19 protein-coding genes and 1 pseudogene are annotated in these 26,832 nt (G+C 45.5%); 2 read left to right on the top strand and 18 right to left on the bottom strand.

The window, feature by feature from the left end; genetic code table 11:
* Positions 1–71: 71 nt before the first annotated feature.
* The 14 genes and pseudogenes from ACFSR7_RS02035 to ACFSR7_RS01970 form a co-directional block, all read right to left on the bottom strand.
* Complete coding sequence (locus tag ACFSR7_RS02035; protein WP_378158713.1) at positions 72–1,538, bottom strand: extracellular solute-binding protein; 1,467 nt, start codon at positions 1,536–1,538, stop codon at positions 72–74.
* 32 nt (positions 1,539–1,570) lie between these two features.
* Positions 1,571–3,556 carry a hypothetical protein gene (locus tag ACFSR7_RS02030; protein WP_378158712.1) on the bottom strand — a complete coding sequence of 662 codons (1,986 nt, stop codon included), beginning with the start codon at positions 3,554–3,556 and terminating at the stop codon, positions 1,571–1,573.
* Between the two features lie 28 nt (positions 3,557–3,584).
* Positions 3,585–6,032 (bottom strand): alpha-L-rhamnosidase-related protein, encoded by a 2,448-nt coding sequence (locus ACFSR7_RS02025; RefSeq protein ID WP_378158711.1) that lies wholly within the window; start codon positions 6,030–6,032, stop codon positions 3,585–3,587.
* Entirely contained in the window at positions 6,020–7,012 is a 993-nt protein-coding gene (locus ACFSR7_RS02020) for an alcohol dehydrogenase catalytic domain-containing protein (RefSeq protein WP_378158710.1), read from the bottom strand. Before ACFSR7_RS02020 ends, ACFSR7_RS02025 begins: the two co-directional genes overlap by 13 nt.
* A complete protein-coding gene (locus ACFSR7_RS02015; RefSeq protein ID WP_378158708.1) occupies positions 7,009–8,016 on the bottom strand; it encodes a zinc-dependent alcohol dehydrogenase in 1,008 nt (335 codons plus the stop codon). Before ACFSR7_RS02015 ends, ACFSR7_RS02020 begins: the two co-directional genes overlap by 4 nt.
* 425 nt (positions 8,017–8,441) lie before the next feature.
* Positions 8,442–9,599 carry an alpha/beta hydrolase family protein gene (locus ACFSR7_RS02010; protein ID WP_378158707.1) on the bottom strand — a complete coding sequence of 386 codons (1,158 nt, stop codon included), beginning with the start codon at positions 9,597–9,599 and terminating at the stop codon, positions 8,442–8,444.
* A 95-nt stretch (positions 9,600–9,694) separates the two neighbouring features.
* Positions 9,695–10,471: a twin-arginine translocase subunit TatC gene (tatC, locus tag ACFSR7_RS02005; protein WP_378158705.1), complete on the bottom strand. Its 777-nt coding sequence runs from the start codon at positions 10,469–10,471 to the stop codon at positions 9,695–9,697.
* 102 nt (positions 10,472–10,573) lie between these two features.
* Positions 10,574–10,798 carry a twin-arginine translocase TatA/TatE family subunit gene (gene tatA / locus ACFSR7_RS02000; RefSeq protein WP_378158703.1) on the bottom strand — a complete coding sequence of 75 codons (225 nt, stop codon included), beginning with the start codon at positions 10,796–10,798 and terminating at the stop codon, positions 10,574–10,576.
* Between the two features lie 668 nt (positions 10,799–11,466).
* On the bottom strand, positions 11,467–11,610 hold the full coding sequence (locus tag ACFSR7_RS01995) for a hypothetical protein (protein ID WP_378158701.1): 144 nt from the start codon (positions 11,608–11,610) through the stop codon (positions 11,467–11,469).
* A 563-nt stretch (positions 11,611–12,173) separates the two neighbouring features.
* Positions 12,174–13,499 (bottom strand): hypothetical protein, encoded by a 1,326-nt coding sequence (locus ACFSR7_RS01990; protein ID WP_378158699.1) that lies wholly within the window; start codon positions 13,497–13,499, stop codon positions 12,174–12,176.
* Positions 13,500–13,536: 37 nt separating this feature from the next.
* Positions 13,537–14,319 (bottom strand): hypothetical protein, encoded by a 783-nt coding sequence (locus tag ACFSR7_RS01985; RefSeq protein WP_378158697.1) that lies wholly within the window; start codon positions 14,317–14,319, stop codon positions 13,537–13,539.
* Between the two features lie 74 nt (positions 14,320–14,393).
* Positions 14,394–14,933 (bottom strand): annotated as a pseudogene (locus ACFSR7_RS01980) (IS630 family transposase); the annotation flags it as partial.
* A 3-nt stretch (positions 14,934–14,936) separates the two neighbouring features.
* The gene (locus tag ACFSR7_RS01975; RefSeq protein WP_378158695.1) at positions 14,937–15,518 is read right to left on the bottom strand and encodes a hypothetical protein; all 582 of its coding nucleotides are present in this window, start codon (positions 15,516–15,518) and stop codon (positions 14,937–14,939) included.
* Complete coding sequence (locus ACFSR7_RS01970; protein WP_378158693.1) at positions 15,515–16,294, bottom strand: transposase; 780 nt, start codon at positions 16,292–16,294, stop codon at positions 15,515–15,517. The genes ACFSR7_RS01975 and ACFSR7_RS01970 overlap by 4 nt, the downstream gene beginning before the upstream one ends.
* A 768-nt stretch (positions 16,295–17,062) precedes the next feature.
* Between ACFSR7_RS01970 and ACFSR7_RS01965 the strand changes: the two genes are divergently transcribed.
* Complete coding sequence (locus tag ACFSR7_RS01965; protein ID WP_378158692.1) at positions 17,063–18,160, top strand: hypothetical protein; 1,098 nt, start codon at positions 17,063–17,065, stop codon at positions 18,158–18,160.
* Positions 18,161–18,468: 308 nt separating this feature from the next.
* Here ACFSR7_RS01965 and ACFSR7_RS01960 read toward each other — a convergent pair whose 3' ends face one another.
* Positions 18,469–18,915 carry a hypothetical protein gene (locus tag ACFSR7_RS01960; protein WP_378158691.1) on the bottom strand — a complete coding sequence of 149 codons (447 nt, stop codon included), beginning with the start codon at positions 18,913–18,915 and terminating at the stop codon, positions 18,469–18,471.
* Positions 18,916–19,046: 131 nt separating this feature from the next.
* On the bottom strand, positions 19,047–19,931 hold the full coding sequence (locus tag ACFSR7_RS01955; protein WP_378158690.1) for a transposase: 885 nt from the start codon (positions 19,929–19,931) through the stop codon (positions 19,047–19,049).
* 2,855 nt (positions 19,932–22,786) lie between these two features.
* Between ACFSR7_RS01955 and ACFSR7_RS01950 the strand changes: the two genes are divergently transcribed.
* On the top strand, positions 22,787–23,059 hold the full coding sequence (locus ACFSR7_RS01950) for a hypothetical protein (RefSeq protein ID WP_378158689.1): 273 nt from the start codon (positions 22,787–22,789) through the stop codon (positions 23,057–23,059).
* Between the two features lie 196 nt (positions 23,060–23,255).
* Here the strand turns inward: ACFSR7_RS01950 and ACFSR7_RS01945 are convergent, their stop codons facing one another.
* Together ACFSR7_RS01945 and ACFSR7_RS01940 are read right to left on the bottom strand one after the other, a co-directional pair.
* Complete coding sequence (locus tag ACFSR7_RS01945; protein ID WP_378158688.1) at positions 23,256–25,010, bottom strand: ABC transporter ATP-binding protein; 1,755 nt, start codon at positions 25,008–25,010, stop codon at positions 23,256–23,258.
* Positions 25,010–26,683 carry an ABC transporter ATP-binding protein gene (locus ACFSR7_RS01940; protein ID WP_378158687.1) on the bottom strand — a complete coding sequence of 558 codons (1,674 nt, stop codon included), beginning with the start codon at positions 26,681–26,683 and terminating at the stop codon, positions 25,010–25,012. Before ACFSR7_RS01940 ends, ACFSR7_RS01945 begins: the two co-directional genes overlap by 1 nt.
* Positions 26,684–26,832 lie beyond the last annotated feature (149 nt).

Here is a 26,832-nt window from a genome sequence, read left to right as displayed (position 1 = left end):
TCGTTATCTCCCCCGAATTTCACGATTGAAAGGCAGTCCGGATGACTGCCTCTCGACCGCTAATAATCCGCTTACTCTTTGTTCTGGGCCTTTTTGTCTTTGGCAATGGCGTTCTGCAGCAGCTTCTCCGCATCCTCCAGGATCGGTTCCGGATCTTCCTGTCCCGTCAACACGAGCGCCATGTTGTCCACGATGACCTTGAGCGACGCCATATTGTCGGGATCCGTGAGCTCGATCTTGCGATTCTTAAGTTCGAGTACGACCGGGTTATCCTTCAGGTACGTGGCGATCGATTTCTGCAGCGGCTTCATATGATCCGCCCGCGTCTGGACATCCAGGTAATCCTTGCGGAGAGGAAGCGCGCCGCCCTTCTCGACCAGTACCTGCTGGATCTCATTCGACATGAGCGAGAGGAGGAACTGTTTTGCCCATTTCTTGTTCAAGTCAGGCTTGGCTGCCCATATCTCAAAGGAATAGCTCAATCCGTTCGTCACATAGATGGGGCCGTTCGGATTGTTAGTGAAAGGAACCGCCATATAGCCCCATTGGAAGCCATCGGGAGCGGTTTCCTTCATCTCGTTCTCGATCCAGTCGCCTGAAGGCACCATCGCCGCTTTATGCTGAAGGACGAGCATTTGCGACTGCGTATGATTCATGCCTACGCTTTTCTTGCTGATATACCCCTTCTTCCCCATATCGTGCAGCCGCTTGTACACTTCGATGCTCTCAGGCGACGTATACTGCGGACCGTTATAATACTCGAAATCGTTGCGAAATTGTTTATTGCCTTGCTCATCGGCAATCTCGAATATCTTCGTATCAAAGGCGAACTGCGCGTAATTGTATAAGCCCGCATATACGATCGGGTCGATGCCCTTGCTCTTGATCGCTTCGCAAAGCTGGATAAACTCGTCATAGGTCTTGGGGTTCTTGTTCCAGCCGTTCTCGTCGAACAGCTTCTGATCGAAGAACATGCCGCCGACGTAGTTTGCGATCGGGAACACCCATGCATTGTCTTTATAATACTTCTCGGGATCGTTGAAGCCCGGGACAATTAAATCGTTCAGCTTCCGGCCCGGCGCGTCGTCAGGCGACATCTCGAAAATATCCGTTACGGGCTCCAGCTTGTTGGCGTTTACATATTCCGTCCAGGTGGCTCCGTAGAAAAAATCGAACATATCGTTATCGTTGCCGGCCGAAGCCTTGGTCGAGATGAGGTCGCCGATTTTCGGCGAAGCCGTAATATCGAATTGCACGTTCGGATATTTTTCCGTGAAGCGCTTGACGGCAAGGTCGAACCACTCTCTTCCATAGCCGGATTCGAGCAAGCCGACCTTTAACGTCACTTTTTCGTTTTTTGGGAGTCCGTTCTCATAGTTGGCCGCTTCCTCGGATGCCTGCCCGCTCGCTGCCGGAGCCTGTGAGCCGGAAACGTTGCTCGCATGCTGCGTTTCCTTCGTATTGGCGGTATTGGAGCATCCTGCAGCCATGAGTGCCGTACACAGTAACAACGAAATACCAGCCGTTCTTTTGTTCATCGTTAGACCCTCCCGTTTTTCTGTTGAAATGGTTAATAAGGGGCTGCCGCAAGCGTTCCGCTATTATTTACCGTGACTTTATAGCGCGTGCCGTTCGGCGCCTTCAGAATAAAGCCCTCGCCAGCCACGTCCAGCGACCGATTCAACTCATTAATGAAAGAGTTATGATAATTGCTGTCGACCGCCGTGCTGAACTCCATACCGGTTGCGAAGAGGGAGCCGACCTCGGCGGTCAACTTGATTTTGGCGTAAGCGGCATCGCCCGGGATGGCCGCCGTCCCCATTAAATCCGTCCAGTTGACGTCGATGTCCACAGTCCCGAATAAATAGGTTTCCGTCGTAGCCGAAGCCGTGCCGTTAGCCTTGAACCAGAGAAGCTTAATCCCGGCATGACCGCCGCCGCCTATCCTTTTGGCCTTCATCCGGAATACGGCCAGCGCATTCGGGGTTACCGTGAACGGCTGAGAAGTAATAAACGATTCGCCTGTCGCAACGACCTCAATGGCGCTCGCATAGCCCGACGGAATATTAGAGGTGGTTTTACGGAAATAGACGGCACCCGCGCCATACACATTCGTCCATACCCAGCCGGATTTATTCGCCGTGTTGGCGCTTGTCGCCATATTCTCGCCGGTCGTATCGACAGAGGCAATCAAATTGACATAATCTTTTTTGTCGTGGATCGTTTGGCTCTGCATGGAGCCTCCCGCCGTATAGGTGAAGTGGGTATCCTGAACGAATACGCGGCTTCTTTCCTTTGATAACGCAATGTAGTAAGGCGCCCATTCGCCTAAATCGCAGCGCGCTATGCTGACATGGTAGTTCGGAGCGTTCCCCAATCCGGATATGATGTAATTCGTCAAGTAGTCTCCTACTCCGACGCTGCGAGACATCCGAACATTCTGAATTCTTAGAGAGCCCGTCGATCCCGGCACAACCTGGAACATGGGCAATCCGGAGTTGCCGCCCATAAATCCGCCATGAACGACATCCAGCGTCACGTCTCCCTCGGCTTTTACCCATGTGCAGGGCATTTCCATGACGCAGTTCGATACGACGAGGTTGCGGCCCAGAAGCCCGCATCCCTCCAAGTATTCAACTTTCAACAGTTCGCTGTCTTCAACGGAGATCTGGCCGATCTTGCAAGTAATGAGGGTTGAATCCGGAATGCTGAACGGGTTGCCCGCTTGAAATACCCATTCCCTCTGATGACAATCGATCGTGCTTCCGGATATTTTGAGGAATCCGTTCGGCTGATTGCTGATGATGCAGTTCTGCAGGCTCCGGCAGCGAAAGCCGTACAAGTAATTCTCGCTCTGCGGCGCATCGTGGGGACTCGGATCATCCAGCCATGCCCCGTACTGAATGCCTACGAGGATATCTCTGATGTACATGCCGTAAATATTAATAAAGCCGGCTTGGGGGAAATTGGGACGCGAATACCAATGAATCGCTGCACGGTAATTGCGGTTGAATTGTCCATTGATTTTGATATCGTACAGCTCCAGGTAGATGCCTGTAATTTTCAGTATCGCATCCTTGTCTGCCGCGGAGTCTCCGCTTCCCGCGACTCCGATCAGCCAATGCCCGTTAAAGTTAATCGTCTGTGTATCGCCTTTCATCTCTACCGACTTGACATAGTAGTTCCGGGTAAAGAGGACCGTAAGACCGGAGTCGAATGCGGCTTGAACAGCCAATGTGTCGTCGGGGTCGGTATCGACCTTGTAGAAATCCGGCGTAACGGCACGGCGGCTAAATTCCTGATCGATGAGGTCGAAGTTAGCGTTGACATCGGTGACGTCCAGCGGGTCTGTCTTCTTGAGCTTCATGTTCGTTGTAAGCGTTGTCGAGTTAGCGTAAGAAAGCTTGGCGCCTGTCATCAAAGAGAGCCCGGTCAATCCCAGCACCGTCATCATTTTCCTGCGGCTGATGGGTGACATGAGCGCTTTGTCTAACCTGCTGAGCGGCTCCGCAGTTTTATTCAATTCATCAACAGAAGGCCGGTCGTTATTCGACATTTAATCATTCCTCCTTGGATGTATAGATTCAGCTTGTCTCATCCATCCTGCTATGCAGCGATAAACCGGTCCGATTCTCGACTTTTACCTTGTAGCCCGGAGGAGCGTCAATACGAAATTCCACACGCCCGCTTGCCTTGGTCCACGCTACGCGGATCGCTCCGCCACCTAACGGCAGCACCCCCTTACAGCATGAAATCTCCAGATCGCTCAATCTCAGCGTAATGCTTCTGGCGATCGGATCAATTTGATAGACGCCTAGCACATCGCGTATCAGGCTGTGTACGACATGCGAAGCGAATCCGTGATTGCAGCTGGCGTAATCCCCGTCATTCTCCCAGAGCGTCCCGGTTCGTTCCGCCATATACAGCAGGTAATCCGCAGATTCATCCAGCGACTGCTGTACGTATCCGTAGCGGGCCAGCAATTCGAGGCGTAAGTAATTCCCGATAAAGGCATTCGCTTCGTGAACATCCGGATAGGCATTCTTCTGCTTCCTGGATGGCCCAAACCGGGTGAGCAGCGTATGCCACAGCTCGGGATCTCTCTCGGGATCGGCTGTGCCGAAATAGAACGCATAATACTGACAAATCTCGCTCTTATTTTGAGTTTGGACTAAACGGCCATCCTCTCTTACTGCATGGTCTATGAAAAAGCTTCCGTTGAAGGACTGCTCACGAATAGCCTGATTCACCCGCTCGGCCTCTTGCAGGAGATGCGGCAAATGATAGAGTCGTCCAGCGGCGGCAAGCGAAGCGGCATAAAGCATATTGCTAGGATAATTGACGTCCTGTACGAATTCGTTCGCCTTGGACCACTCCAGGAATACCCAGCCTTCAAGACGCTCCAGCAGTCCGACTTCGTTCTTGAACCGTTCGAAGTAATCGAATAATTCAAGGATTCTCGCCCGCATCGCTTCGATCAACTGCCGGTCTCCGCTCCGTTCCAGATACGCCTCCAGTTGGATAACGAACCATAGCGACCAGTTCGGAATAAAATTGCCATCATAATGGTCCGCGGGGTAGCACATCGGGAGCATGCCTTCAGGTAAATGCGGAAAGCGATCGGGCAAGAGGTAATTCTCGAAGAAGGCTCGCTCCACCTTCGTCTGACCTGTCAGGCTGAACGCCGCCCGTCCCATGAAGTAGCTGTCGCAGAGCCATCCGGCACGTTCCCTTGAAGGGCAATCCATGAACAGATCGACAACGTTCTGGCGGAAAGTTTCCCTTCCTGCTTCGAAGATCCTATTGAGCCGTTCGTCGTCGGATTCAAACTGCGCTTTGCCGGCAGCAGCGTTGGCGTACTCCCTCATGTAAACCTCGGATACCTCGCACGCCCCTTCGGCTGCGATCCACTTCATATAACGCAGCGTATACGGCTCGAACGATTCCAGCCTGTAGGTTCCCGGCTCAAGCTCATACCGCAGGGCATTAACGCAACCGAACCGCAAAAAATCAACGTCGTCCTCTCGCAGCACCTCGTCGAACGTAATGTACAGCAATGTACGAGTGCGGCATCGAACAGTACCGCCGATGAACCCGGTCCTGTTAATCCCCATATCCACAATCCCGAACTCGTTGGGATTGAGCTTCAGCGAGCTGCCTTGCGAAAGCGGCTGCCGAATGACACGAAGGCTATGAGCCGGCAGGTCGGTCAACTCATCCGATAGAATGAAGGCCAGTTGTTCCATTTCATAACCTCCGAGGAGAGGTCCTATATCTGTGAGAGATCGGTCGCGCCAATATACGCCTTGCGATTTGCGGCGGGCAACTTCACCTCTTGCGTATAGCGCAATCGGATGGCGCACGGTGAACGCAGCCAAGGGCACATCCCTTGGAAGAAGCAGCTTTTCGTTTGTCTCCGCGCAGACGACGCTATCGAATGGCGCGCTCATGTCCGAGCGCCAGCGATCGAAACCAGATCGGAGCGCGTATGCCTCGACAAAAGTTCTCTGGAAGCTGAATCGCTGCACCTTTTGTATGCGTTCCTTTAACAGAGCCGCCTCAAATCCGCTCTCGGCCGTCGTAGCGAGAAGGACCTCCGTGCCCGCCCGAACTTCCGCTTGCACAAAAGAAGGCTGATCGAGTACATAATAGCTGTTGATATTGTAGCCCGCGACTTCTATCGCCACGATGTTGTCGCCCTCGTTCGCATGTTCGCTCAGGTCCCATACATCGACCCGGTAATGTCCATGTGGTCCGCGGGCGGGACCATGCCCCACGAACCGGCCGTTCAAATAGCAGCGATACAGGGTCGATGCGGCAATGTGGAGCGTTAATCTGTCGTTCTTGCGTTTGGCTGCCACGCCCCTGAACCCGGCGGTCAGATTTCTGTCCAGCTCTCTATCCTTCGGCCAAATGGGTCTGGCTGAACGAAAATGCTCATGATTCGCCTTCTTGCTCAACCTATGCTTCCTCCTCGCAACTCGGATGGTTCCAGCCCTTTTCCTGTGCGGCGGCGTAGTTACGACTTCCAATTCAGCACTACGCCAAGATAGAATTGTCTCTGATCGAGAATAAGCGCCCAGGCTTCTTCGGCACGTTCCACCGGGTACCGGTGCGTAATAAGCGGCTCTGTCGGAAGCCAGCCTTCCGTAATGCCCTGCAGCGTGGCATCCATTCGTTCCCGGTCCCAGCCGGAAGGACTATGCAGCGTAATCTCTTGGGCACGCAGCAATTGGATATCAATCATCCCTTCATTGCCCAGGAAGCCGGCAGATACAAGGTGACTGTTATGCTTCATCAGCGGTTGAAGTTCCTTAACCGAATCCAGTGAGCCAACCGTATCTACAACGACGGCAATTGCTCCGCTGTCCTCATGAAGCGCGTCGGCGGCTCGCGTTCTGCGCGTATTGACCTTGGCAACCTGATCCGGCAGCAGGTTCAACCGTTCATCGTGCCTGCCAAGCACCGTCACCCGCGCGCCTCTATGAAGCAGCGTATGGGCTGCCCATTGCCCGACAAGTCCGTCCCCGATCACGACTGCGCAATCTCCGGCACCAATGTCCGGTCTCGATCCGCAGTTATATCCGACTTGAGCCAATACCATCCCGGAGTACGCTTCCGCATTGACGTTTTGGGGAAGCTTCCATACCTGGCTGACGTGGGTAACCGCCGGAGAGACATGGCCGCCGCTCGGAAATGCCATGCCGTTCACGCGGCCCATGGTCGCGAATACCCGATCGCCCGCTTTGAATTCCTGCACCTGAGCGCCTGCAGCGACGATGATACCAACCTTTTGATAGCCGTTAATCTGGGGAAAAGGCTCAGGGTCGCCTTCCCTGTAGGGAGTCTCACCCGCGATTCGGTCGCACCGGAGAAAGGACGATTCCGTGCCGATACTGATCCAGGAATGTTCGACATCGATAACGACTTCATCGGCTAGCGGTTCGGGAATGTCCACATCCTGATAAGAGACCTTTAATCTGCCGGTAAAGACTACGCCCTTGCCCTTCATGCTAAATCTTCCTTGGCGGCAGCCGCGGCGGATTGTCCTGGATGATCGCCAGCCGATAGAAAGTCGGTCTGCGGACAGAAGAACACTTTTATCGCTTCCTGCCGGTTCAACAGCTCAACGGCTTGGCCATAATCCGCGAATGACGCATGATGGGTTTGGAGGCATTCGGTGTTTAGCCCCTTGTTCACGACAAGATCGATTAGAAGTTGATGATCCCGCGGACCTACGGGCCTGTATTTATACGATTCCAGCTTGGTACCTCGCGCCCACAAGTTTTCATGATAAGTAATGTCTCCGCGCAGCACCCCGAAGATGACGACATGCTCGTTCACATGAGAGAGTACATTTTGAATCGAAGAGGCCGCGCCTACGCAGTCATACCCGAGCTCAAATCGCAGATCCTGCAATTCGTTCGCGTGCATGACCGTACCAATGCCCAGATTTCGAACGTATTGAATCCTGCTCTCGCTTAGATCGATACCGACGACCCGGGAAGCTCCCCACAGGCGAGCCACCTGTACGGCCAGAATGCCGGCAGGTCCGAGACCCGACACCAGCAGCGACTTTCCTCTGAGATCGCCGAGCTGCATTAACCCGATGACCACGCATTTCAACAGCTCGAACGACACCGCCTGCTTAAGCGTTATGCTATCGGGAAGCTTGATAAGCTCTTCTTCGCGGTAAGCGGCGAACTGTGCATAGGCTCCTTTGGGGACGATATGCTCTAGAGCCGCGACGCGATCTCCAACGGCGAAGCGATATACGCCAGGCCCCACGGCTTTGACAACGCCCGCCATCTCATGCCCCGGAAAACCGATCGGCAGCGGATATTTCGGAGCCTCGTCATAATTGAACATATCTCGCCCAGCCATCATGTTCATGTCCCAGCGCGGGCAAGTCGACACCATTTGGATTTCTACCAGCACCTGATGATCCTGAAGATCGGGCATTTCTTCATCCACAATTCGGAATTGCCCGGCACCGACGATTTGCAACGCTTTCATTGCTCTTCCTCCCTACTTCCATTTCGATGAATAGCCTTTCGATTAGTCTTATCCTACTGTGAAAACACGGCCACGTCTTTGCAGAGTTTATTGTTTATGCCGCGTATGGCAGGGGCTTTCTTCGGGCATCCGGACGGCGTTTGCGACACATCGTTTGCACAAAACTGACTTTCGACCGGACGCCATCGACTGAACGACTAATTGTCCCATATGAAAAACCGTCAGGATGCTTTGCTCGCTGACGGTCCAACAACTTCTTAAAAAAGATTCCACACCTGATAGTAAACACTTCCATCAGCTTCAATCTGTTCATTCCCCCTGCCTATCATCCTTATAGTTCTTTTACGCTAATTGACAAAAAAGCCTTGAACTTCAACATTACATTGAAGTTCAAAACCTTTCTCCACTTGCTTTAAAAACGGCCCCTAAATCGGTTTAATAATAACGAGATCAGAACTGATCTTTAGTCCGTTCGAGTCTTCAATCAAAAAACAGTACGCAGTCGCATTAACAGGTATCGTACAAAGCAATTTCTTTTCGCGATCGTCACGCGCTGCGAGCTTAAGCTGCCAATTTCTTGAGTCATACGATCCTGAATCGGTCGTATAAAGAAGATTCACGTTCTGAACCGTGCGCTTCTCTTCGTAATACGCCCAAGCCACAGTGCCTGATTGGCCGGACGAAGTCACCCGTAAAAGCGGGATTTCATCCTTCGTAAACGAATCCGCATAGATGAAAAACTCTTGTGTTGACCACGGCGTGTTATAATCATGCTCCCAATTAGGGAGAAGCCTAAGCGTTCGCGCTCCTTTTGCTTGCCCATACGTCTTCTCCCAAGAATTCAAATAAAAAGCCCTGTCATTCGTGCCAGTTGCCCAAAGCATCGGGAGATCCGATTGCCCTATGTATTGATTTACGTCGAAAGCGGTATTCCACCTTTGCCGATGTTCCGCATCCATTCCCCACAAGATTTCCTGCCAGCAAGAGCCTTCCTCGTAATATCCTGCAGCGTAGACAACGATGGCAAAAGCTAACCTCGACTCGATTCCCGTGACGATTTCCGTTACGTAACCTCCCCATGAAATCCCCATTATACCGATGCTGGCAGGATCGATATACGACTGAGTCGCCAAAAAACTGACGGCTCTAATGGCTGCCGCTACGGCATGGTAGTTCCACATGTCTTGTAATTTTCCTTCGGCTTTGGAAATATCGTGGAACATTGCGTCGTCGGTCATATCAGGGCCGCCTTCGGACATTCTTGATCTGTCGGCGCCTCTGCCGGTTAGATCCATTGCTATCGCCGCATAACCGCGCTCAGCCCATTGCACCGCCCACTCAGAGTATGCTCTTCCTCCTCCTCCGTGTACAAGAACGACTCCCGGAACGAGGCTATCTATTACACGTTTAGGAACAGCATAATAAGCGAAAACTTTTGTCGATTTCCCTTCGTAAAGCTCGTTGTTATAACAAAGCTGACTCACTATAACCTCGGAGTGCTCCACCGTCTCACCCCATGTGACTGCCAGCGGGAGCATTAAACGTTCAACATCCCATGGTCCGGTATATCGGATTTTCTTCATCCATGACGCTCCTTACGTGTTCGATATGATCACTCAAGTAAGATGGTCCCCAGAAGTTGCCTTTCATTGAGTACTATTCCCTTTAGCCATGCGGATTACGCTTCACACAACGCCTCTTCGCGCTCCAATGTCCGTTGTCTTCTTCCAAAGGCAAGCTTGGATAAGAATACGCTGATTTCGTATAAAAGCACGAGCGGTACTGCGACAAGTAAATCCGATACAACGTCCGGTGGAGTAACCATTACGCCGATCGCGATCAAAATAAGCCAGGCAATTTTCCTTATTCTTACAAGCAGCGAAGGACTCAGAATACCGATACGGCTTAGGAACAAAATGACGAGCGGAAGTTCGAACAGCAGAGAGATCGGTAGCAATATGTTGATCAAGAACGAAAAATATTGCGACACCCCGTATGTCTGCTCAAGTCCTAAATTAATAGTGACCTTCTCCGTGAACAAAAATGCCATCGGAAAAACGACAAAATAAGAGAAAGCCAAGCCGACGAGGCACATCACCAGCGCCCATGGAACGAATACGAGCGTTGCCTTCTGCTCTTCTTCCCCTAACGCTGGTTTCACGAATAACCACAGCTGGAACATTGCGAATGGAATCGCGACGACCAATGAGATTAAAAAAGCAAATTTCATATAAAGCCCGATGGCATCCCATGGTGAAAACGCGTGCAGATTCAAGTTCTTCACTGGTGCCGCTTCCACCAAATAGTCGAATACAGGCTGAGAAACAAACAAGCCCCCGATAAGGCCGGTAACGAATACGATCAAGCAAAAAATAATCCGTTTGCGCAATTCGCCGAGATGATCCGTGAGTGGCATCCATTCGTCACTGCGTTGTGCGCTTTGGTTTTCGGCCATATATCACTTTTCGCCCCCGCGACAATGAGGCCGCCCCTAAAGCGAAAAGTTGTTTCGCATCGAGAAGCCGGCCCCATGAAATTTGTTCGTTACAGATTCGCTTTATTCCGGCATTCGCCCTTCCGTTTTCAGCAGCTCCGGCTGTTCCGGGTAAATGTCGACACGGCTTGCAGGTTTCGGATCGTTCATCAAATCGTTAGCGCCCTTCTTGAATTCTCGCAACGTGCGACCGAATGCTTTGCCAAGTTCAGGAAGCTTGTTCGGTCCGAATAACAGCAACGCGATCAACACAAGCAATATTATACCGGATGCACCAATACCGCCCATCGAATGCCCTCCGTTCTCATTAAGTGATTTATTTATTGTCTTACAGATTAATTCGGGATCGAAAACGAGTTTAAGCGCTTACAATTCAACTCATCTGTTCCGAAAAAACCACTCGAAAAGCAACATTGTAACAATTTGGAATCCAACGTAGAGAAAATTGTCAGTCACCTTCAACAGCCCTTTCACGGAAGCCCACTGCGCATAGGCGCCTTTCGACACGGTGCACTCGAAGAGGCGATCCTATCGTAAACATCATCCTTTCCCTTTATGCTTTATTGCTTTTTTGCTTAGTTGTATCGTACTGCATTAACGAATTGGCGTCTTTGCAGGTCTTGGACTTTTATCACCAATTTCGAAGGCTTATTTTTCTTGCCGTGCCATCGATTCGTCTTCTTCATTTGCACGATCTTGACAATGCCAAGTAAATACAGTGTAGAAAATCTTGTCTCAAATCTCGGGATAAGACGCGAATTATAACGAACCCACTCCATCCGCAAATGTAAATAATCGATGAGGAGTTCACAACTAAGGGACGATGCCGCTTTCCTTCCCCGCAAAGTGAAGCAATGCTCCGTAGCTTATTCCGATTACTTTGCGGGGACCCCCAACTATTTTCCGCCTCCGGCTCCTGCGCGCGGAACGCCCCGGGGTTCGCCCCCCTACGGGGCTCAACTAAATGCAAAAAACACGCCTTTTTTGGCGTGTCTGAAGTTTGCATTTGGTGGAGCCAAGGGGATAACGATATCCTCATTAACCTTTGCTGACGAAGCAGATTCGCCGATGTAGAGCGCAGCGGTAGATATCGATGCCATGCTCGTCCGCCTTCGGCTCCCTGCGCGTGGAACGCCCCCCGGGGTTCGCCCCCTCAGGGGCTCCACCAAATGCAAAAAACACGCCTTATTCGGCGTGTCTGAAGTTTGCATTTGGTGGAGCCAAGGGGGATAACGATATCCTCATTAACCTTTGCTGACGAAGCAGATTCGCCGATGTAGAGCGCAGCGGTAGATATCGATGCCATGCTCGTCCGCCTTCGGCTTCCTGCGCGTGGAACGCCCCCCGGGGTTCGCCCCCTCCGGGGCTCCACCAAATGCAAAAAAACACGCCTTATTCGGCGTGTCTGTAAGTTGCATTTGGTGGAGCCAAGGGGGATCGAACCCCTGACCTCATCGCTGCCAGCGATAGTAAGTGTGTCTGATTGAATGGGATTGGGTCCGATAAAGCCTTATGCAGCTTGGCTTTTGGATATTGCTGTTGGTTCTCTGGGTTTGAATTTGATCCTTGGGGACGAAGTTCGTCCCCAATTCGTCCCCAAAAATCCAAAAGTAGGCTATTTGCGTTATTTTGAATAAGAGGAATACCTCTTCGTTCAACCTTCTTACTTAAAGTTAGGATATTTTGAATAATTAATTTTGAGTCCATTCTTGTCCGCGTATTCCTTTATTATTTTGCATTGATGCCCACATTCATAGGAGCTATAAATCTGAGGATTGTAATCAATGGCACTAATCAACTTTTCAATATGTCCAATAGAGAACTCATGCAGATATACCCTTATTACATTGTCAAACAGATAAATGGATGAGTGGAAATCCATGCTATGAGCAAAATGATCAATTGAGAAATAAAGGAACTGATCTATTTTCCCTTTGCGTTTAGCCAAATGATAAAGGTAGGCCATCTCTGCATGTTGAAAAACATGACTCAATGTATAAGGCTGATTAAAGTATTGTCCAGGGTATCCATGGAATTTTCTAGATAGCATATTAAAGTGTTCGTCTAATGACGGACATAAAAAGTAAGCTTTAATGGTTAGCGATACATCTTTCTGGACTGAGAGGTTAATTACAGTTTGAGCATGCGACTCTAAATCATTATAAATAAAATCAAATTCACAGATAAGATCAATCAACTTTAATAGTACAGCGCGGTCAGTATTAAAGCGACTGAGAAATACTGTTTCCTTTTTTAGTAATTCGGAAAACTGAATGGGATTCCCTTGAATCAAAACCTTTAATGCTCGAAAATTAATATCTCGATTGACTTCGCACTCATGGGATGTACATCTAAATGTGATATCCCAAAGATTTTTTGCAATATGATCAAAAAGAGAATTATTAAAGTTCTTATAATATCGGCTATTTAGGTAGTTCGAAAGATCGCTATCCAAAGTTAGATAACTTTTTTTAGCCTGAAGGTCTGATAATATCGTAGGGAATAATTTTTTTGAGATAACAGGATTTTTAGTTAATACTCCCTCTAGCATATTTCGTATGTGAGAAAGGGTTGTTTCAGGACTAGGAGATAATAGTTCATAATAATTATTCATGACCGGGTGAGCAGACAAATGCCTGTGACTTCTAAGTTGTCTAATATTCGTCATTTCAGAAGTACTAAACATCAACGTTTTAGCCTCTATTTGGTCGATTAAATACTCTTCCCAAGTCGATTTTATTCTGCTTTCCTTATCTTCTTGCTTGGCCTCTATTTCAGTAATAATTTTTTCTGCAACTGCATCCTGATAAATGTCATGAAGTTCCTGCAACTTATAAACCAAATCACATATTACAACTGAATAAAGCATCACAATAGCTGAACGAAAATTCCCATGCCTATAAGAGCTATAAACTTCTTGGAAGTAAATTTTGGTTTTTTCATGGTATATTCTCTCTAAATAATCCTCAACAACAAAATCAGTAATCATATATAATAACCTCACTCGATGTAAATGAAATGGATCCCTAGTCATTTCCATAATCAGGTTCATAATCTGGCTCAATTGTTACCGTTTTTTCAAACGTTTGATGTAAGCCGGCGGCAATTACTTCGTCCAAATTATTTAGTTTCAAATCGCAAATCCTACATTTTAAAGATGTAATTTCGTACAAATGATCTTGAAATACTATCCAGGGCTCTTCTTCATCACGATATTCGGATCCTTCATCTAATACTTCTCCGTAAATAATAGCTTCTCCTCCGCATGAAGGGAAATTAATGGTTTCCTGATCATCATCTGTAAGTAAAGGTTTCACTTTCAATACTTCACTAGGAATTTGGCCTTCGTATTTACGTCTCACTTCAGTGCGATGTCTTAGAATCCGAGCTTCAATTAACTCTTTCAAACTAACTGACCGAGCCTGAATAATCTTCTCTGCAGCTTCCGCCTCTCTTGGTCCAAGCAACTCTCTTAATGTTTTATTTTGGAAAACCAGAACTATTTTGCATACATCCCAAAACTTCGGTAACCAGTGATCCATTATTGTTCCAACGAAAGGAAGCGCACCTGAATGCAATTCCTCATTTCGAAGATTTGCGAGTGTCATGCAAAATTTCTTTGTATCGGCATCAAAACGCGGAACATTTACTAAGTTCTGAAGACTTTCAAATACTGTTTTTGCAGTAATTATCTTAAAATCCGTGCTTTGGGACTCATTAATAGCAACCAAAAATCCCGTCGGTTCATTGGGATCCACTATCAATGATGGATGCTTATACGCTAGCACAGCCTTTCCTAAAAGTTCCAAGGAAAGCGATGCCCAGAGCTGGAATTCGTAAAAATCTCCTTCATCTCGTCTACTATATAGACTGAACTAATGATCTACAGGCGAACACAGAGACGATCAATGACTTCCTCGAGATTGGCATTTGCACGTTTCATGAAGGCGGCAACGTTGATCCGGATGTGGTAGAACTTTTTGTAGAATACGTTGTGCACGACATCACTCTTGAGCCACTTCCAAAGCCCTTCGACCAGATTTAGTTCTGGTGAATACTTGGGCAGAAAGACGAATGCAAGACGTTTATGTTTCTCCAAAAAAAGCTGTACTTGAGCCGCATGATGGATCTTTCCGTTATCCAGCACCATGATAATCTTGCCGGTTGGATATCGTTTAAGAATGGTTTTGAGGAACTGGATAAATGCCGGTGCATCGTAACGCTCGCCGTCCTGGTACACGATCTCTCCCGTCTCATAGTTGAGTGAGCCAAACAACTTGGCGCCTTCGTGCCGGCCATAGGTCGGAACTTTGCGTTGATGGCCTTTGGGAAACCAGTTATACTACTGCAAGGATTGATATGCTCGGATCATCGACTCGTCTTCAAACAGCAAATGGTCGATTTGTCCGTCTACAAGCTTTTTTTTCTACGACTGCCCATTCAACAAACAAACACGTTCTTCTAGTTGTTTCAGGTAATGATTAGGGTTTCGACGAAAACGGCGTTGGTGAGTACCTTCAAGCAAACGCGACTCCCACTGCTCTCTTACTTGTCGGTAAGAAGCATAATCCACCCGTTGAAGCCGCTGGAGAAGATTGCTTTGTTGCAGGGCATCGTCGACCAACACGACAAAATCGCCGCTGCGCCAGATGTAGGCGTTCCAATTACGCAATCCGGTTATCCGGCGGTGACGAGCCTTGGTTTGGCGGAAATAACGTTCCTGGTCGTTGTTCGTGCGCGGCAAGTAAGGCGTATCGTAACAAGCGAAAAGACCTTTCCAAAAACCCTTTGTATAACTGTGAAAGGTTGTCGTTAACGGGCTGTCATCCGGACGCGTGAAGGCGCGATCCATTTCTTGAAGCAAAGCTTTGATGCGCAGTTGCACCGTCTCCGCTGTCAGGCCTTTTGCCGGCTCGAGAATTTGCGCCGCATCCTGCAGCGGTTTTTGCCAGCGCTTGACCGACTCATAAAGTGGACGAAACGAATGGAGTTTTCCGAAGAGAGTCAAGAGCTGCTCGGAGATTCCGGCCCCCCTTTTTTGGCGCAGCGATTAAGCGACGCCTCGATAGCTTGCGCTTCTTCGTAAATGCGAACGCCGGGCAAATCCAGCGGGGGATTTCCATCTTCTAACAAGACGGAACGCACTGCTGCCGAGTAGCCGCGAGCGATCTCGGCTTCCTCGCTTCGCTTGGCTTGATAATGCTTTTCCAACTTGCGGATGCCGCGTAAATTCTTCTTCAAACCGGTTTTGAGCTTGCGGTCCCGGTCCACGACCGGCTTGGCAATATCCTTTAAGAAATGATACTGGCAGAGCTGGTAGGGCGCATCCGGCCACAGATCCGACAGCGCCAGACGAATCGAACGCTGTCCGTCGCTGAGGAGGCCAATAACGGGTAATCCTAAGGCTCGAATAGGTTCTAACCATTGCTTGAGTTCTTCGGCGCTGCCGCTTTTTAAATTCTTTGCCGCGACGATTGTGCCGCTGAATCCCTCGCGGACGACATACAGGGTTTCATTGCCCTTCTCGGGTTGTACGCCGTCTAATGAAAGCAAAAGTCCGCCGTGCTCTTGCGTAACCTGGGCTAGCTTCTCTCGCAGGTGCTCGTCGACTGATGCGCGAAGCAAAGTCAAGTACCGTTCGTACAGGCGCATGCAATTCCGCTCGCTGGTGACAACGCCTCGGCGTTTCAACTCCGTGTGAAGCTCGGCCAAGGTCAGATGTTGCTTGAAACGCAGTTCGCCTATCAAAGCCAGAACGTCGAAGCCGTAGGACGTGTACTTCATAGCAAGTGAATCTGCGTCGGTTGAGCGATAATAATTGTCCGGGTACAGGCATTCTGGATTGGGACAGGTATGCCATATTCCATACTTCGATAATGCCTTGAAGCGTATTGATATTTTTGTTCCAGGCTGTATGATGCCGTTTTAACCGGGTTCCGCAGTAGGGGCATTCCTCAAGTTCGCTTTTGAAATAAACTTTCTTCTCAGGCACAATTCGGTTTTTAGTCGATGGCATGGAAATTCCTCCTTCCATACCTTCTTTTACCCTTTATTGCGGCCACCTTGCTTTCGTTAAGGGAATGGGCAGCCGTAGTTCTTTATTATCTTCAATTTACTGACACAGCAAAAAGTATCACTATACTCATTATTCTGCACTATATGGTTTCCATATACACTCGGCAAACTTATGCTTCCAAAACGATCAATTCAGGACCTCGGTTCATCAAACAGTTTCCAATTTTCATCGTCGGTTGAACTACTTCTCACTGATCATCGATAGCCGATTCGTGAATTGTCGCTATGAATGCTTCCTCTATAATATCCCCATCCAGTCGAGTGCTTTCGGCATGCGTGCTTGACGGCTGTAACACTTGATGGACCAAACGCGTTAAAAACTGAGCTCGTCGCTGATCACTTTTTTAGATCATAGCTCATTTTTGTCCTTTGTGCTTATTATTGCGACCTTTGGTTTTCATAGCAGGATTAAATTGAGAATCTTAAGAATAAGATTGATGATTAAAAGAGTTGCTTTAAAAAAGTCATAAATTAAAGGTGAATCAGATGAATAGTTGTATATTAATAGCTCAACCCTTTAATAAGGCATGGATCAACTGTATTTACTCAAATATTATGGGTATTCTAACTGCATTTAATCCCTCTTATGAAAAAATGATCTATTCCATCGGAACAACGTATGAGTTATTAAAGATTAATGAAAAAGTAATCTATCCAGAAATGCCATCTGATAAAGAAGATTGGTTATTTGATGAAGGTTGGTTTAGGCTTGAAACAAAAACTGATAAACTGGATCTTTCTAACTTAATAAAGACGACTAATTTTTCTTTTGATAAAAATATTAATTTCCATCATGAAATTCAAAAGTTAATTAACGATGGTTACTATATTTTTATCGATCTTGATAGGATTCACTTTCCTGGGGTTGAATATGAAAGAAAAAATTTTGTGCATCCTACTTTTATTTATGGGTTTGACATTAAAAGAAGAGAGTATTACTTAATAGAGGATTGTAAAAACCATAGAGTATATGAGTATTATTCAATTAATTTTGATCAAATAGAAAAAGCTTTTCTTGAATCTTTCTCTCACCAGACTCCAAGGCGTTGCTTTGGTATTCAAGTTATTCAAGAGGCAATTGAAAAAAAATTAGAAATTACTATAAAGATAGATCAGATTATTAATAATATTGAAAGCTTATTAACAACTACATACAAAATTCAGGATAGCGGCTTTACTAAAATGGGAATGCATAAACAATGTGGAATTCAATGTATTTTAGATTTTAGCAATGATGCTGAACACATGTTTAGTAGAATTGATAATATTGAATTAAATAACCATTATGGATGGGCAATGTTTCCTATGGATTTTCAGTTAAGAAACATTTCACTACTACAACACATATATGAAACTTCCGCATTAAATTCTAGTGCATTCTCATCGTTACATTCCCAACTCTTCAATTTAAAAAAACTTTGGGAAATATATAAAAATAACATATTTAGATATATTGAATACAGAAAACTAAATAAATTTGTTAGATTAAATGTAAATGAGTTGCTCAGGAATATATATTATAATGAGGTTAACTTCAATGAATATTTTCTCTCTACATTAAAAAGTATTAAATGATCCCCATATGTTACCTAATCAAACTAAAAAAGGGGCTATTTGCGCAATTGGCGACAATCTTTTTAAACTTCCAGTGCCGATCAGTTCAAAAAAGTCCGGCCCGAATCCCCATTACGCTTGGTACATTGCTTAATGGGGATTCAGCCGCAGCACTTTTTGTAGCCGTTGCATGCGAGTCTGTAAAATACCTTATGTAGCTCTCAGCAATTCAATTTAAAAACAGAGAGATGAATTCAAAAAGAGCTTGTCCCTTGGTGAAGGAAGATTGAGGATCGTCTTTGTTTAAATAATTTTCGAGCAAAAAAAAACTACGACTGCCCGTTCAACAAACAAACGCGTTCTTCTAGTTGTTTCAAGTATTGATTAGGGTTTCGGCGAAAACGGCGTTGGTGAGTACCTTCAAGCAAACGTGACTCCAACTGCTCTCTTACTTGTCGGTAAGAAGCATAATCCACCCGTTGAAGCCGCTGGAGAAGATTGCTTTGTTGCAAGGCATCGTCGACCAACACGACAAACTCGCCGCTGCGCCAGATGTAGGCGTTCCAGTTACGCAATCCGGTTATTCGGCGGTAACGAGCCTTGGTTTGGCGGAAGTAACGTTCCTGGTCGTTGTTCGTGCGCGGCAAGTAGGGCGTATCGTAACAAGCGAAAAGGCCTTCCCAAAAACCCTTCGTATAACTGCGAAAGGCTGTCGTCAGCGGACTGTCATCCGGATGCGTGAAGGCGCGATCCATTTCATGAACCAAAGCTTTCATACGCAGTTGTACCGTCTCCGTTGTCTAGCCTTCTGCCGGCTCGAGAATTTGCGCCGCATCCTGCAGCGGTTTTTGCCAGCGCTTGACCGACTCATAAAGTGGACGAAACGAATGGAGTTTTCCGAAGAGGGTCAAGAGCCGCTCGGAGATTTGGGCCCCCCTTTTTTGGCGCAGCGATTAAGCGACGCCTCAATGGCTTGCGCTTCTTCGTAAATGCGAACGCCGGGCAAATCCAGCGGGGGATTTCCATCCTCTAACAGGACGGAACGAACCGCCGCCAAGTAACCGCGAGCGATCTCGGCTTCCTCGCTTCGCTTGGCTTGATAATGTTTTTCCAACTTGCGGATACCACGCAAATTCTTTTTCAAATCGGTTTTGAGCTTGCGATCCCGGTCCACGACCGGCTTGGCAATATCCTTTAAGAAATGATATTGGCAGAGCTGGTAGGGCACATCCGGCCACAGATCCGACAGCGCCATGCGAATCGAATGCTGTCCGTCGCTGAGGAGACCAATGACTGGTAACCCCAAGGCTCGGACGGGTTCTAGCCATTTCTTGAGCTCTTGGGCGCTACCGCTTTTTAAATTCTTTGCCGCGACGATTGTGCCGCTGAATCCCTCGCGGACGACATACAGGGTTTCATTGCCCTTCTCGGGTTGTACGCCGTCTAATGAAAGCAAAAGTCCGCCGTGCTCTTGCGTAACCTGGGCTAGCTTCTCTCGCAGGTGCTCGTCGACTGATGCGCGAAGCAAAGTCAAGTACCGTTCGTACAGGCGCATGCAATTCCGCTCGCTGGTAACAACGCCTCGGCGGTTTAGCTCCGTATGCAGCTCGGCTAAGGTCAGATGCTGCTTGAAACGCAGCTCGCCTACCAACGCCAGAACGTCGAAGCCGTATGAGGTATGCTTCATGGCGAGCGCATCTGCTTCGGCAGAGCGATAATAATTGTCCGGAGAGACATTGTGGATTGGGACGCAGTATGATGTCGCTTTAGCCGGGTCCCACAATAAGGACATTCCTGCTGTTCACCACGGAAGTAAACTTTCTTCTCGGGCACAATTCGGTTTTTAGTTGAAGGCATGGAAATACCCCCCTCCATACCTTCTTTTACCCGCCTGGAAGACACTTATTGCTCACGTTAGGGGAACGGGCAGTCGTAGAACTTAAAAACAGCCGGTGATCCATGGACCAGCCAGTCCGACGAGCGCGGGCTTAATGAAGCTAGTGGTTATGCTCATTCTCGCTCTGCGTGCCGATGATCAGTCCGTCACCTGTTTGTACAAGAGTGCCTGCTCCTGTATGCTTATTTGCTCGTAGAACGGTTTAACGTAGTCAAGGTACCGATCTTGCACTTTGAAATAATCGTTCGGCTCCAGCGTCTCCTGACCGCTGAAAATGCGGCTCCTTCTTTTTATGCGGTAGTAATAGTTCTGTTAGTTAGAAGTATAATTTGTAAAATTACGTCATGGAAATTACCGGTGGTTCATACTAGTATATATTTATTAAGGAGGCGTCATTATTTGAAGTACCTTCCAGTAAAGTATCCCATTATCACTTCTCTTCCTGCAATCGCCAATATTAATTCTGTTCTGGGACAGTATCACGAAAAATACTGGCCATGGTTCCTTCAAAGTCATATTCAACTCGTCGGATAGGACAACCCTGAGCTTTATATTCAATTTTATTATCCTCTGTTTCGGAAGCACTATCCTTTTTTTGAAACACAGCAGATTGAGAAAAAATATGTAAAATTGATTCACCATGACATCTGTAGAACTTTCATGGATTTTTTGAACGATGGAAATTATATTTATATAAGTATCGATACTTACTACATAAAGGCTTACGGCAACTATAAGCAATATCATTTCTCGCATGACATTTTCATTTATGGTTTCGATGCTAGTAAGCGCGAGTTTATGGTGGCTGATTTTTTTAAAGGGAAATATGAGTATGCGAGAGCTTCTTTTAACGAAATCGTTCTAGCTTTCGATAGTCCAGATGCAAATCATGAATATGCTCGATGTGCTGCCAAAAACCCATTAAAAGTTGTCGCCTGTTTTGTGTAGAAAGTTGATTTGAATGTGGTTGTCTAATGCGAGGTGCAATTCCTTTTTGTGTAGATACCATATTGAAGGATGCATTAATATCGAATAAAAACAAAAACATTAAATTATTTAGCATTTCTGGCCTTTGAATAAGTTCGACGGAGGAAATGGCACTGCTGGAGCTCGACTGCTTTGAGGAAGCTGGTGATGCTAATTATCCACTCATTATCCGCCCGTAGCGTAGCAACTGAAATCAACTCGCGCCACCGTATCAAATATCTGCAAGAGTTGCTTAACTCATCTACACGACCAACATAATCGAGAGCTTCCATCGCCAGCTCGCATGATCACCAAAGGGAAAGCATCTTTCCGAGCAACGAAGCGCTGCTTAAGATGCTTTATTTTGTCATGATGGGGGTCACACGCTAAAGGACAGGCAGCGACCCAAAGTGGGGACATATGCGTCTTCTTACCGGACCGAATCGGTAAGCACTTGCCTCGAGGCCAATTTCCGTCAGGTTCTATAAACCAGTATAATCAAAGTTAATTACGAGCCCGTTGTGTACCTTTTTCTGTGATTTTTGCAGCATTCTCATTAAAAAAAATTATGGTTATTGGGTCATAACCGCCAAAAGGATGGGGATAGCTGTTCCTGGCAGCTCGACTTTGTGTTTACGACCTTTATATAACATCGTGTCGCTGTCGTATGATGCCCCATGACTTACACTTGTACCCGGAGCAACAATAGGAATTGCCGCACCGCGCGGACTCGTATAAAACACTTTTGCATTCTAACTGTTCATAGACGCTCCATGTAGGTTGATGCAAGAACCATTAAAAAAGGCCAATCACTATTTCGAACTAAGCTTTCCCAGAAGCATTTTTATTAAGTCTATTTCGATTCGCTTAATCTGATCTATCTTATCAATCATTCTGTATGAAATTTCATCCTTCTTTGTAAGTTTAAACTTGATTCCCATATTTCTGAGTAAGAGTGCCTCATTTTCTATTTTGCTGTATTCGTTGTCCATTTCAACAAATCCCAATGGAGGGTCATCGGTGTTTGTCAAAAAATGAAATACATATTTCAACACTTTTTTGTGATCCCATAGGATATGGAGGGATCGAATAAGGCCTGGCGATAATTGTGGGCTATTTCGTTTAATCAATTCGTGAATGCTAATTCCCCAAGCGTCCGTGTCCAAACCAGGTTCTTCGAGAAGCCTATATCGTTTAGAGGTCTTATAAGACGAAACGTAATCCTCTAGCAGAAGATAAAGGTTATAAGAGGCCGTCAATTTGCTGGCGGCCACAATCTAAATGCTTGCATTGAGAGTAATAAGGCTTAATTTAATAACAAGATGGGCACCCTTTAGAATGGACATGCTACCAAAGGTTTGGCTCCCAAATCAGCATGTCGCGCCAGGGCAATTGTTATGACAATGCCGCCATGGAGAGCTTCTTTTCTCATTTGAAAACCGAAGCGCTCTAACTGTATCGAGGTCAGTTTTCTTTGCGCTTGTCATGGTAGGCATGGGACGTGTACTGGCTTCCTTGATCGCTGTAAACGATCAAGCTGGTCACGTCCTTATGTATGTCGAATGCCTTGCGGGAAGGTCTCTAAAACGAGTGGATTGTCGCAATCCCCTTGTTGCACAGATCCATATTGGCCGACAAATAAATGCGTTCCTCACCCACGCATTACTGAGTCACGTCCGTAACCCACTTCTGGTTGGGCTTTTCGGCGCTAAAATTCTAGTGCGTTCGACGATACGCCCGTCCTCCACGGCTGCCTGCTTGCTCGTACGATGTACGATTAAGGCATGAATGCCCATCACCTGCATGAGACGCAGCACCTTCTTGTGTTTGATGACAAGACCATGTTAGCGCAGCAGCTCATCTTGCAGGCGGAGGCAGCCAACGGTCTTGTAGCGCTAATTGAAAATGGCCAACATCTTCGTTTTCAAATCGGCGTCGGGATCTGTATCGCTTCGTTTCGTTTTGCGGTCCTGTCCCAGCTCGATTGTGACCTGGGCATTGCTCGCCCCTTTATACCCTATGACCGACCTGCATCAGGAACTATTCCCCGTTCTTAACCCATTTCGACTTTATCCTTCCGGAGAGTATGTCGGCAGTAAGTGGTGAATTTTCCACAGACGATATTTGGTATTCTACTATCATTCTAAATTCAACCTTCCTCCTATACATATCCTTTTCGACTTCTACCAGTAAAGCACTTTCATTGCATTCTAAATGCATTTTCTTAAGCTCATTTTATCGGATTTGAGTCAGTCATAACGGCTCAAGCATTTCTATCTTATGAAAATCTGCAGTAGGAATAGAATTGCCAAACCTTTTAACGAGCTGAGAATAAACTCCATCTTTCGTAATCAACTCATTATGATCTCCACATTCAATTATGCGACCATCACTGATTACATACACAATATCTGCATTTTTTATTGTAGATAGTCTATGCGCAATTACGATTGTTGTCTTTCCTTTTCTCAGTTTATCTAACTCATTAAAAATATGCCTTTCAGTCTCAAGATCAAGAGAAGAGGTAGACTCATCTAGAATCATAATTTCAGTTTCAACTAACAATGCACGAGCTAATGCTATAAGTTGTCTTTGTCCACCGGATAATTGAACTCCCCGTTCACCTACATCAGTATCGTATCCGAGGGATAAAGATTCAATAAACTCGTGAATTTCTAACCTTTTGCAAATTTCAATCATATGAGTTTCACTTATCTCACGTCCCAATAATAAATTATTCCGAATGGAATCTGGAAATAAAAAAGAGTCTTGAGAGACAAAAGTGACTTGTTTAGACCATTGGTCTATGGAAACTTGTGAAAGGGGTTTATTATTTACTGCAATAAATCCAGAATCCGGTTCGTAAAATCTTATTAATAATTGCGCTATTGTAGATTTGCCACTTCCGCTCATTCCTACTAAAGCAACCTTTTTTCCTACGGGAATGTTTAGATCCATATCTCTTATTACTGGATCTTCATTAGAATCGTATCGAAATGTAACTTTATGAAAAGAAAGGCTTCTAATTGGCTTACTTATTAATTCAACACAATTAGTTTTTTCCTCTTCCGTTACTTCCCGCACGCGCTCAACAAATGCCATATTACCAACAAACCCAACAAAAAAACTATATACTTTCTCGTAAGAGTTCATAAGTTGGGAAGAGAACTGAAATATAATAACCAACCAACCAATCGATAGATCTTTTTGAAATACTAGATATCCACCATAACCTAAAACAAACAATTGAATACTCCAAAGCATTATCAGTGAATAGAATGCTTGTTTATTGGTTATTTTTAATTGTTCCATAATGTTATTAAAATGCTCACTCATATATTTACGTATTCGTTTATTCTCCCAATCCTGACGGTTGAAAGCTATTACCTCTCTAGAGGACGAAATACCTTCTTCGACTGTGATTAGCAACGCAGTATTGCTATTAGCCACTTGGTTGTTTAAACTTTTTAGTTTAGGAGCAAGAAACTTTCCAATTGCTAAATAAACTAAACTCACCCCCATAACCGATACTAATAAAACTGGACTCGCAGAACCTATGATTATCGATAAGATTATAGCTTCACATATTTGCATTATTCCAAGAGGCAGCGTATTAGCAATCAACATCGTAGTTTGATCCAGATCCGAAGTTAAATTAGTTACATATTTGCCCGTTCTATGTTTACGAAATTGTTTAACAGACATACGATGCAATAACTTAAGAATATCCTTCAGCATTATTTGTTGAAGTGTAAATGCTGCTTGATTGCGCATCAAGGCAGCAAAAAGTTGATACAAATTGGAAATAATAGCTATTAGCATAAGTCCTGATAACAATGGAAGTAACAAATGATATTTTCCTTTTACAAATAAATCATCTACTATGAACTTTTGAATCCCTACTACTCCTATTTTAGTTGCCATTTCCACAATTAATAAAAAGAAAAAAAAGATCAAGTGTATTTTAACTTTTTTAGCATTAGCTATAATCCAACGGAAATTACTCATTAAAAGATTTCCCTCCTGCCATGAACGAGTTGGTAGAAGGGGCCCTGATTTTTTAGAAGTTGATCAAAGGTACCCTGTTCTAAAATACCTTGTCGATCTAAAACCACGATTCTATCAAATTTTTCAATCGATGTTAACCTATGTGCAACGGCTAAAGTAGTTCGTCCTTCAAAAAGTCGATTTAACGCAAGATGAACTTCAAACTCACTCTTGTTGTCTAAAGCAGAAGTTGCTTCATCTAGTAATACTATTCGAGGATTTTTAATAAACATTCTAGCAATTGACAAGCGTTGCCGCTGTCCACCTGATAGCCGCATTCCACGTTCGCCCACAATGGTATCATATTGTTGTGGCAAATCTAAAATAAATTGATGAGCAAAGGCAGCAATCGCTGCAGCTTCAATCTCTTCATCAGTGGCATTCGGAGAACCAAAACGAATATTGTCACGAATGGTTCCACCAAACAAATATGTCTCCTGAAATACAAATCCCATCGCTTCTCGAATGGTATTGAGCGATAATTCATTGAGGGGAATCCCATCTAATTTAATTTCTCCCTCTAATGGATCATAAAAGCGCCCAACAAGTTTTAACAAAGTAGATTTCCCGCACCCACTTGCTCCGACAAATGCGATTTTCTCACCGGCACATATTTCTAAATTAAAATTAGAAATCAAACTTGATTGACTTGGATAATGAAACGAAACTTTTTGAAACAATAATTCTCCTTTAATATTAACATTGATTGGCGACTTATTATCCTTTATAGTTGGTCGCTCACTCATAAATTCAAACAGTCTTTCAGCTTGATTCATAAGAACTTGTTGTTCAGAAGTTAAAGTAACAAAACTTGTCATGTCTTGAATCATTCGAAAGTAGAAAAACATAAAGGCGACCATTGCACCTGTACTTATTTCATCATGACGTAATAAAAATGAGCCATAGGCAAAAACTATTACGGCTCCTAATTGAACGATAACTCTTCGAATCATTCCCCTACTATAACTCATTAAATGCAGTTTATTGACGCTATTATGCATTTGCCTTTGCCTCGCGAGAGTTTGTGACGAATCCCAGTCACTACTTCCGTATACTCTTATTTCTAACAATGCAGAAATTGAATCATATATTTTTTTCTGAAATGAAGTACGAAACCCCTGAACTGTTTTTCTCAACTGAGCTGCTCTTTTTTCAAAAAAAGGACCTATTATGTAATAGGATAATAGACAAGGAATTACTGCCAAACTCAAAGTAACATGAATAGAAATCATTAATGCTACTGAAATTATAAACGCCACTCCTGTAACAATCATTCCTGGAAAATACTTTTGGTAAATTTGCTGCACAGCTGTTAATTCTGAATTAAACAAAGATAAGGTTTCTCCCACTGGGTGTTGATCATAATAAGAAAATCCCAATTTTCTCATATGAGTAAATAAAGAGAGTTGCATATCTCGGGCAGCCTTTTCTTGAACAATTCGTTGCAATTTATTTCTTAAGAGTGTAGCGGCAACCATCAACGCGATTAAACTAGACATAATACTTAGTAATATACTAAATGAATTAACTGTTCCTTTTGGTAGTAATACATCAATTAAGTGTTGTATAAACTTTGTAATCGATAATTCAACTCCGATTACGAATAAGCTTAGAATAATAAAACCCGCTACCAACTTAGAATAGGGCTTTAAATAAAATAGGACCCACAAATATGCTTTATAGTTTCCTCTCCATCTAGGGTGCTTTATAAAGCTTTTTCCTTTAATAATTGTTTGCCCCCTCTATTTCAATTTGACGGCTTAAAAGCGTAAATTTGATTAAA

It is taken from the genome of Cohnella sp. GCM10020058 (assembly GCF_042683485.1).
Classification (GTDB): domain Bacteria; phylum Bacillota; class Bacilli; order Paenibacillales; family Paenibacillaceae; genus Cohnella.
The sequence above is the reverse complement of the archived record's forward strand: the minus strand, read 5'-3'. Positions and strand labels throughout refer to the sequence as shown.

Excerpts from the sequence above, each read along its gene's own strand:
- tatA (WP_378158703.1), bottom strand. The coding sequence starts at position 10,798 with ATGGGCGGTATTGGTGCATCCGGTATAATATTGCTTGTGTTGATCGCG.
- ACFSR7_RS02020 (WP_378158710.1), bottom strand. The coding sequence starts at position 7,012 with ATGAAGGGCAAGGGCGTAGTCTTTACCGGCAGATTAAAGGTCTCTTAT.
- ACFSR7_RS01955 (WP_378158690.1), bottom strand. The coding sequence starts at position 19,931 with ATGTCCTTATTGTGGGACCCGGCTAAAGCGACATCATACTGCGTCCCA.
- ACFSR7_RS02030 (WP_378158712.1), bottom strand. The coding sequence starts at position 3,556 with ATGTCGAATAACGACCGGCCTTCTGTTGATGAATTGAATAAAACTGCG.
- ACFSR7_RS01970 (WP_378158693.1), bottom strand. The coding sequence starts at position 16,294 with ATGAAGTACACGTCCTACGGCTTCGACGTTCTGGCTTTGATAGGCGAA.
- ACFSR7_RS02015 (WP_378158708.1), bottom strand. The coding sequence starts at position 8,016 with ATGAAAGCGTTGCAAATCGTCGGTGCCGGGCAATTCCGAATTGTGGAT.
- ACFSR7_RS01950 (WP_378158689.1), top strand. The coding sequence starts at position 22,787 with ATGAATGCCCATCACCTGCATGAGACGCAGCACCTTCTTGTGTTTGAT.
- ACFSR7_RS02010 (WP_378158707.1), bottom strand. The coding sequence starts at position 9,599 with ATGAAGAAAATCCGATATACCGGACCATGGGATGTTGAACGTTTAATG.
- tatC (WP_378158705.1), bottom strand. The coding sequence starts at position 10,471 with ATGGCCGAAAACCAAAGCGCACAACGCAGTGACGAATGGATGCCACTC.
- ACFSR7_RS02035 (WP_378158713.1), bottom strand. The coding sequence starts at position 1,538 with ATGAACAAAAGAACGGCTGGTATTTCGTTGTTACTGTGTACGGCACTC.
- ACFSR7_RS01990 (WP_378158699.1), bottom strand. The coding sequence starts at position 13,499 with ATGATTACTGATTTTGTTGTTGAGGATTATTTAGAGAGAATATACCAT.
- ACFSR7_RS01995 (WP_378158701.1), bottom strand. The coding sequence starts at position 11,610 with ATGGCATCGATATCTACCGCTGCGCTCTACATCGGCGAATCTGCTTCG.
- ACFSR7_RS01945 (WP_378158688.1), bottom strand. The coding sequence starts at position 25,010 with ATGAGTAATTTCCGTTGGATTATAGCTAATGCTAAAAAAGTTAAAATA.
- ACFSR7_RS01960 (WP_378158691.1), bottom strand. The coding sequence starts at position 18,915 with ATGAAAGCTTTGGTTCATGAAATGGATCGCGCCTTCACGCATCCGGAT.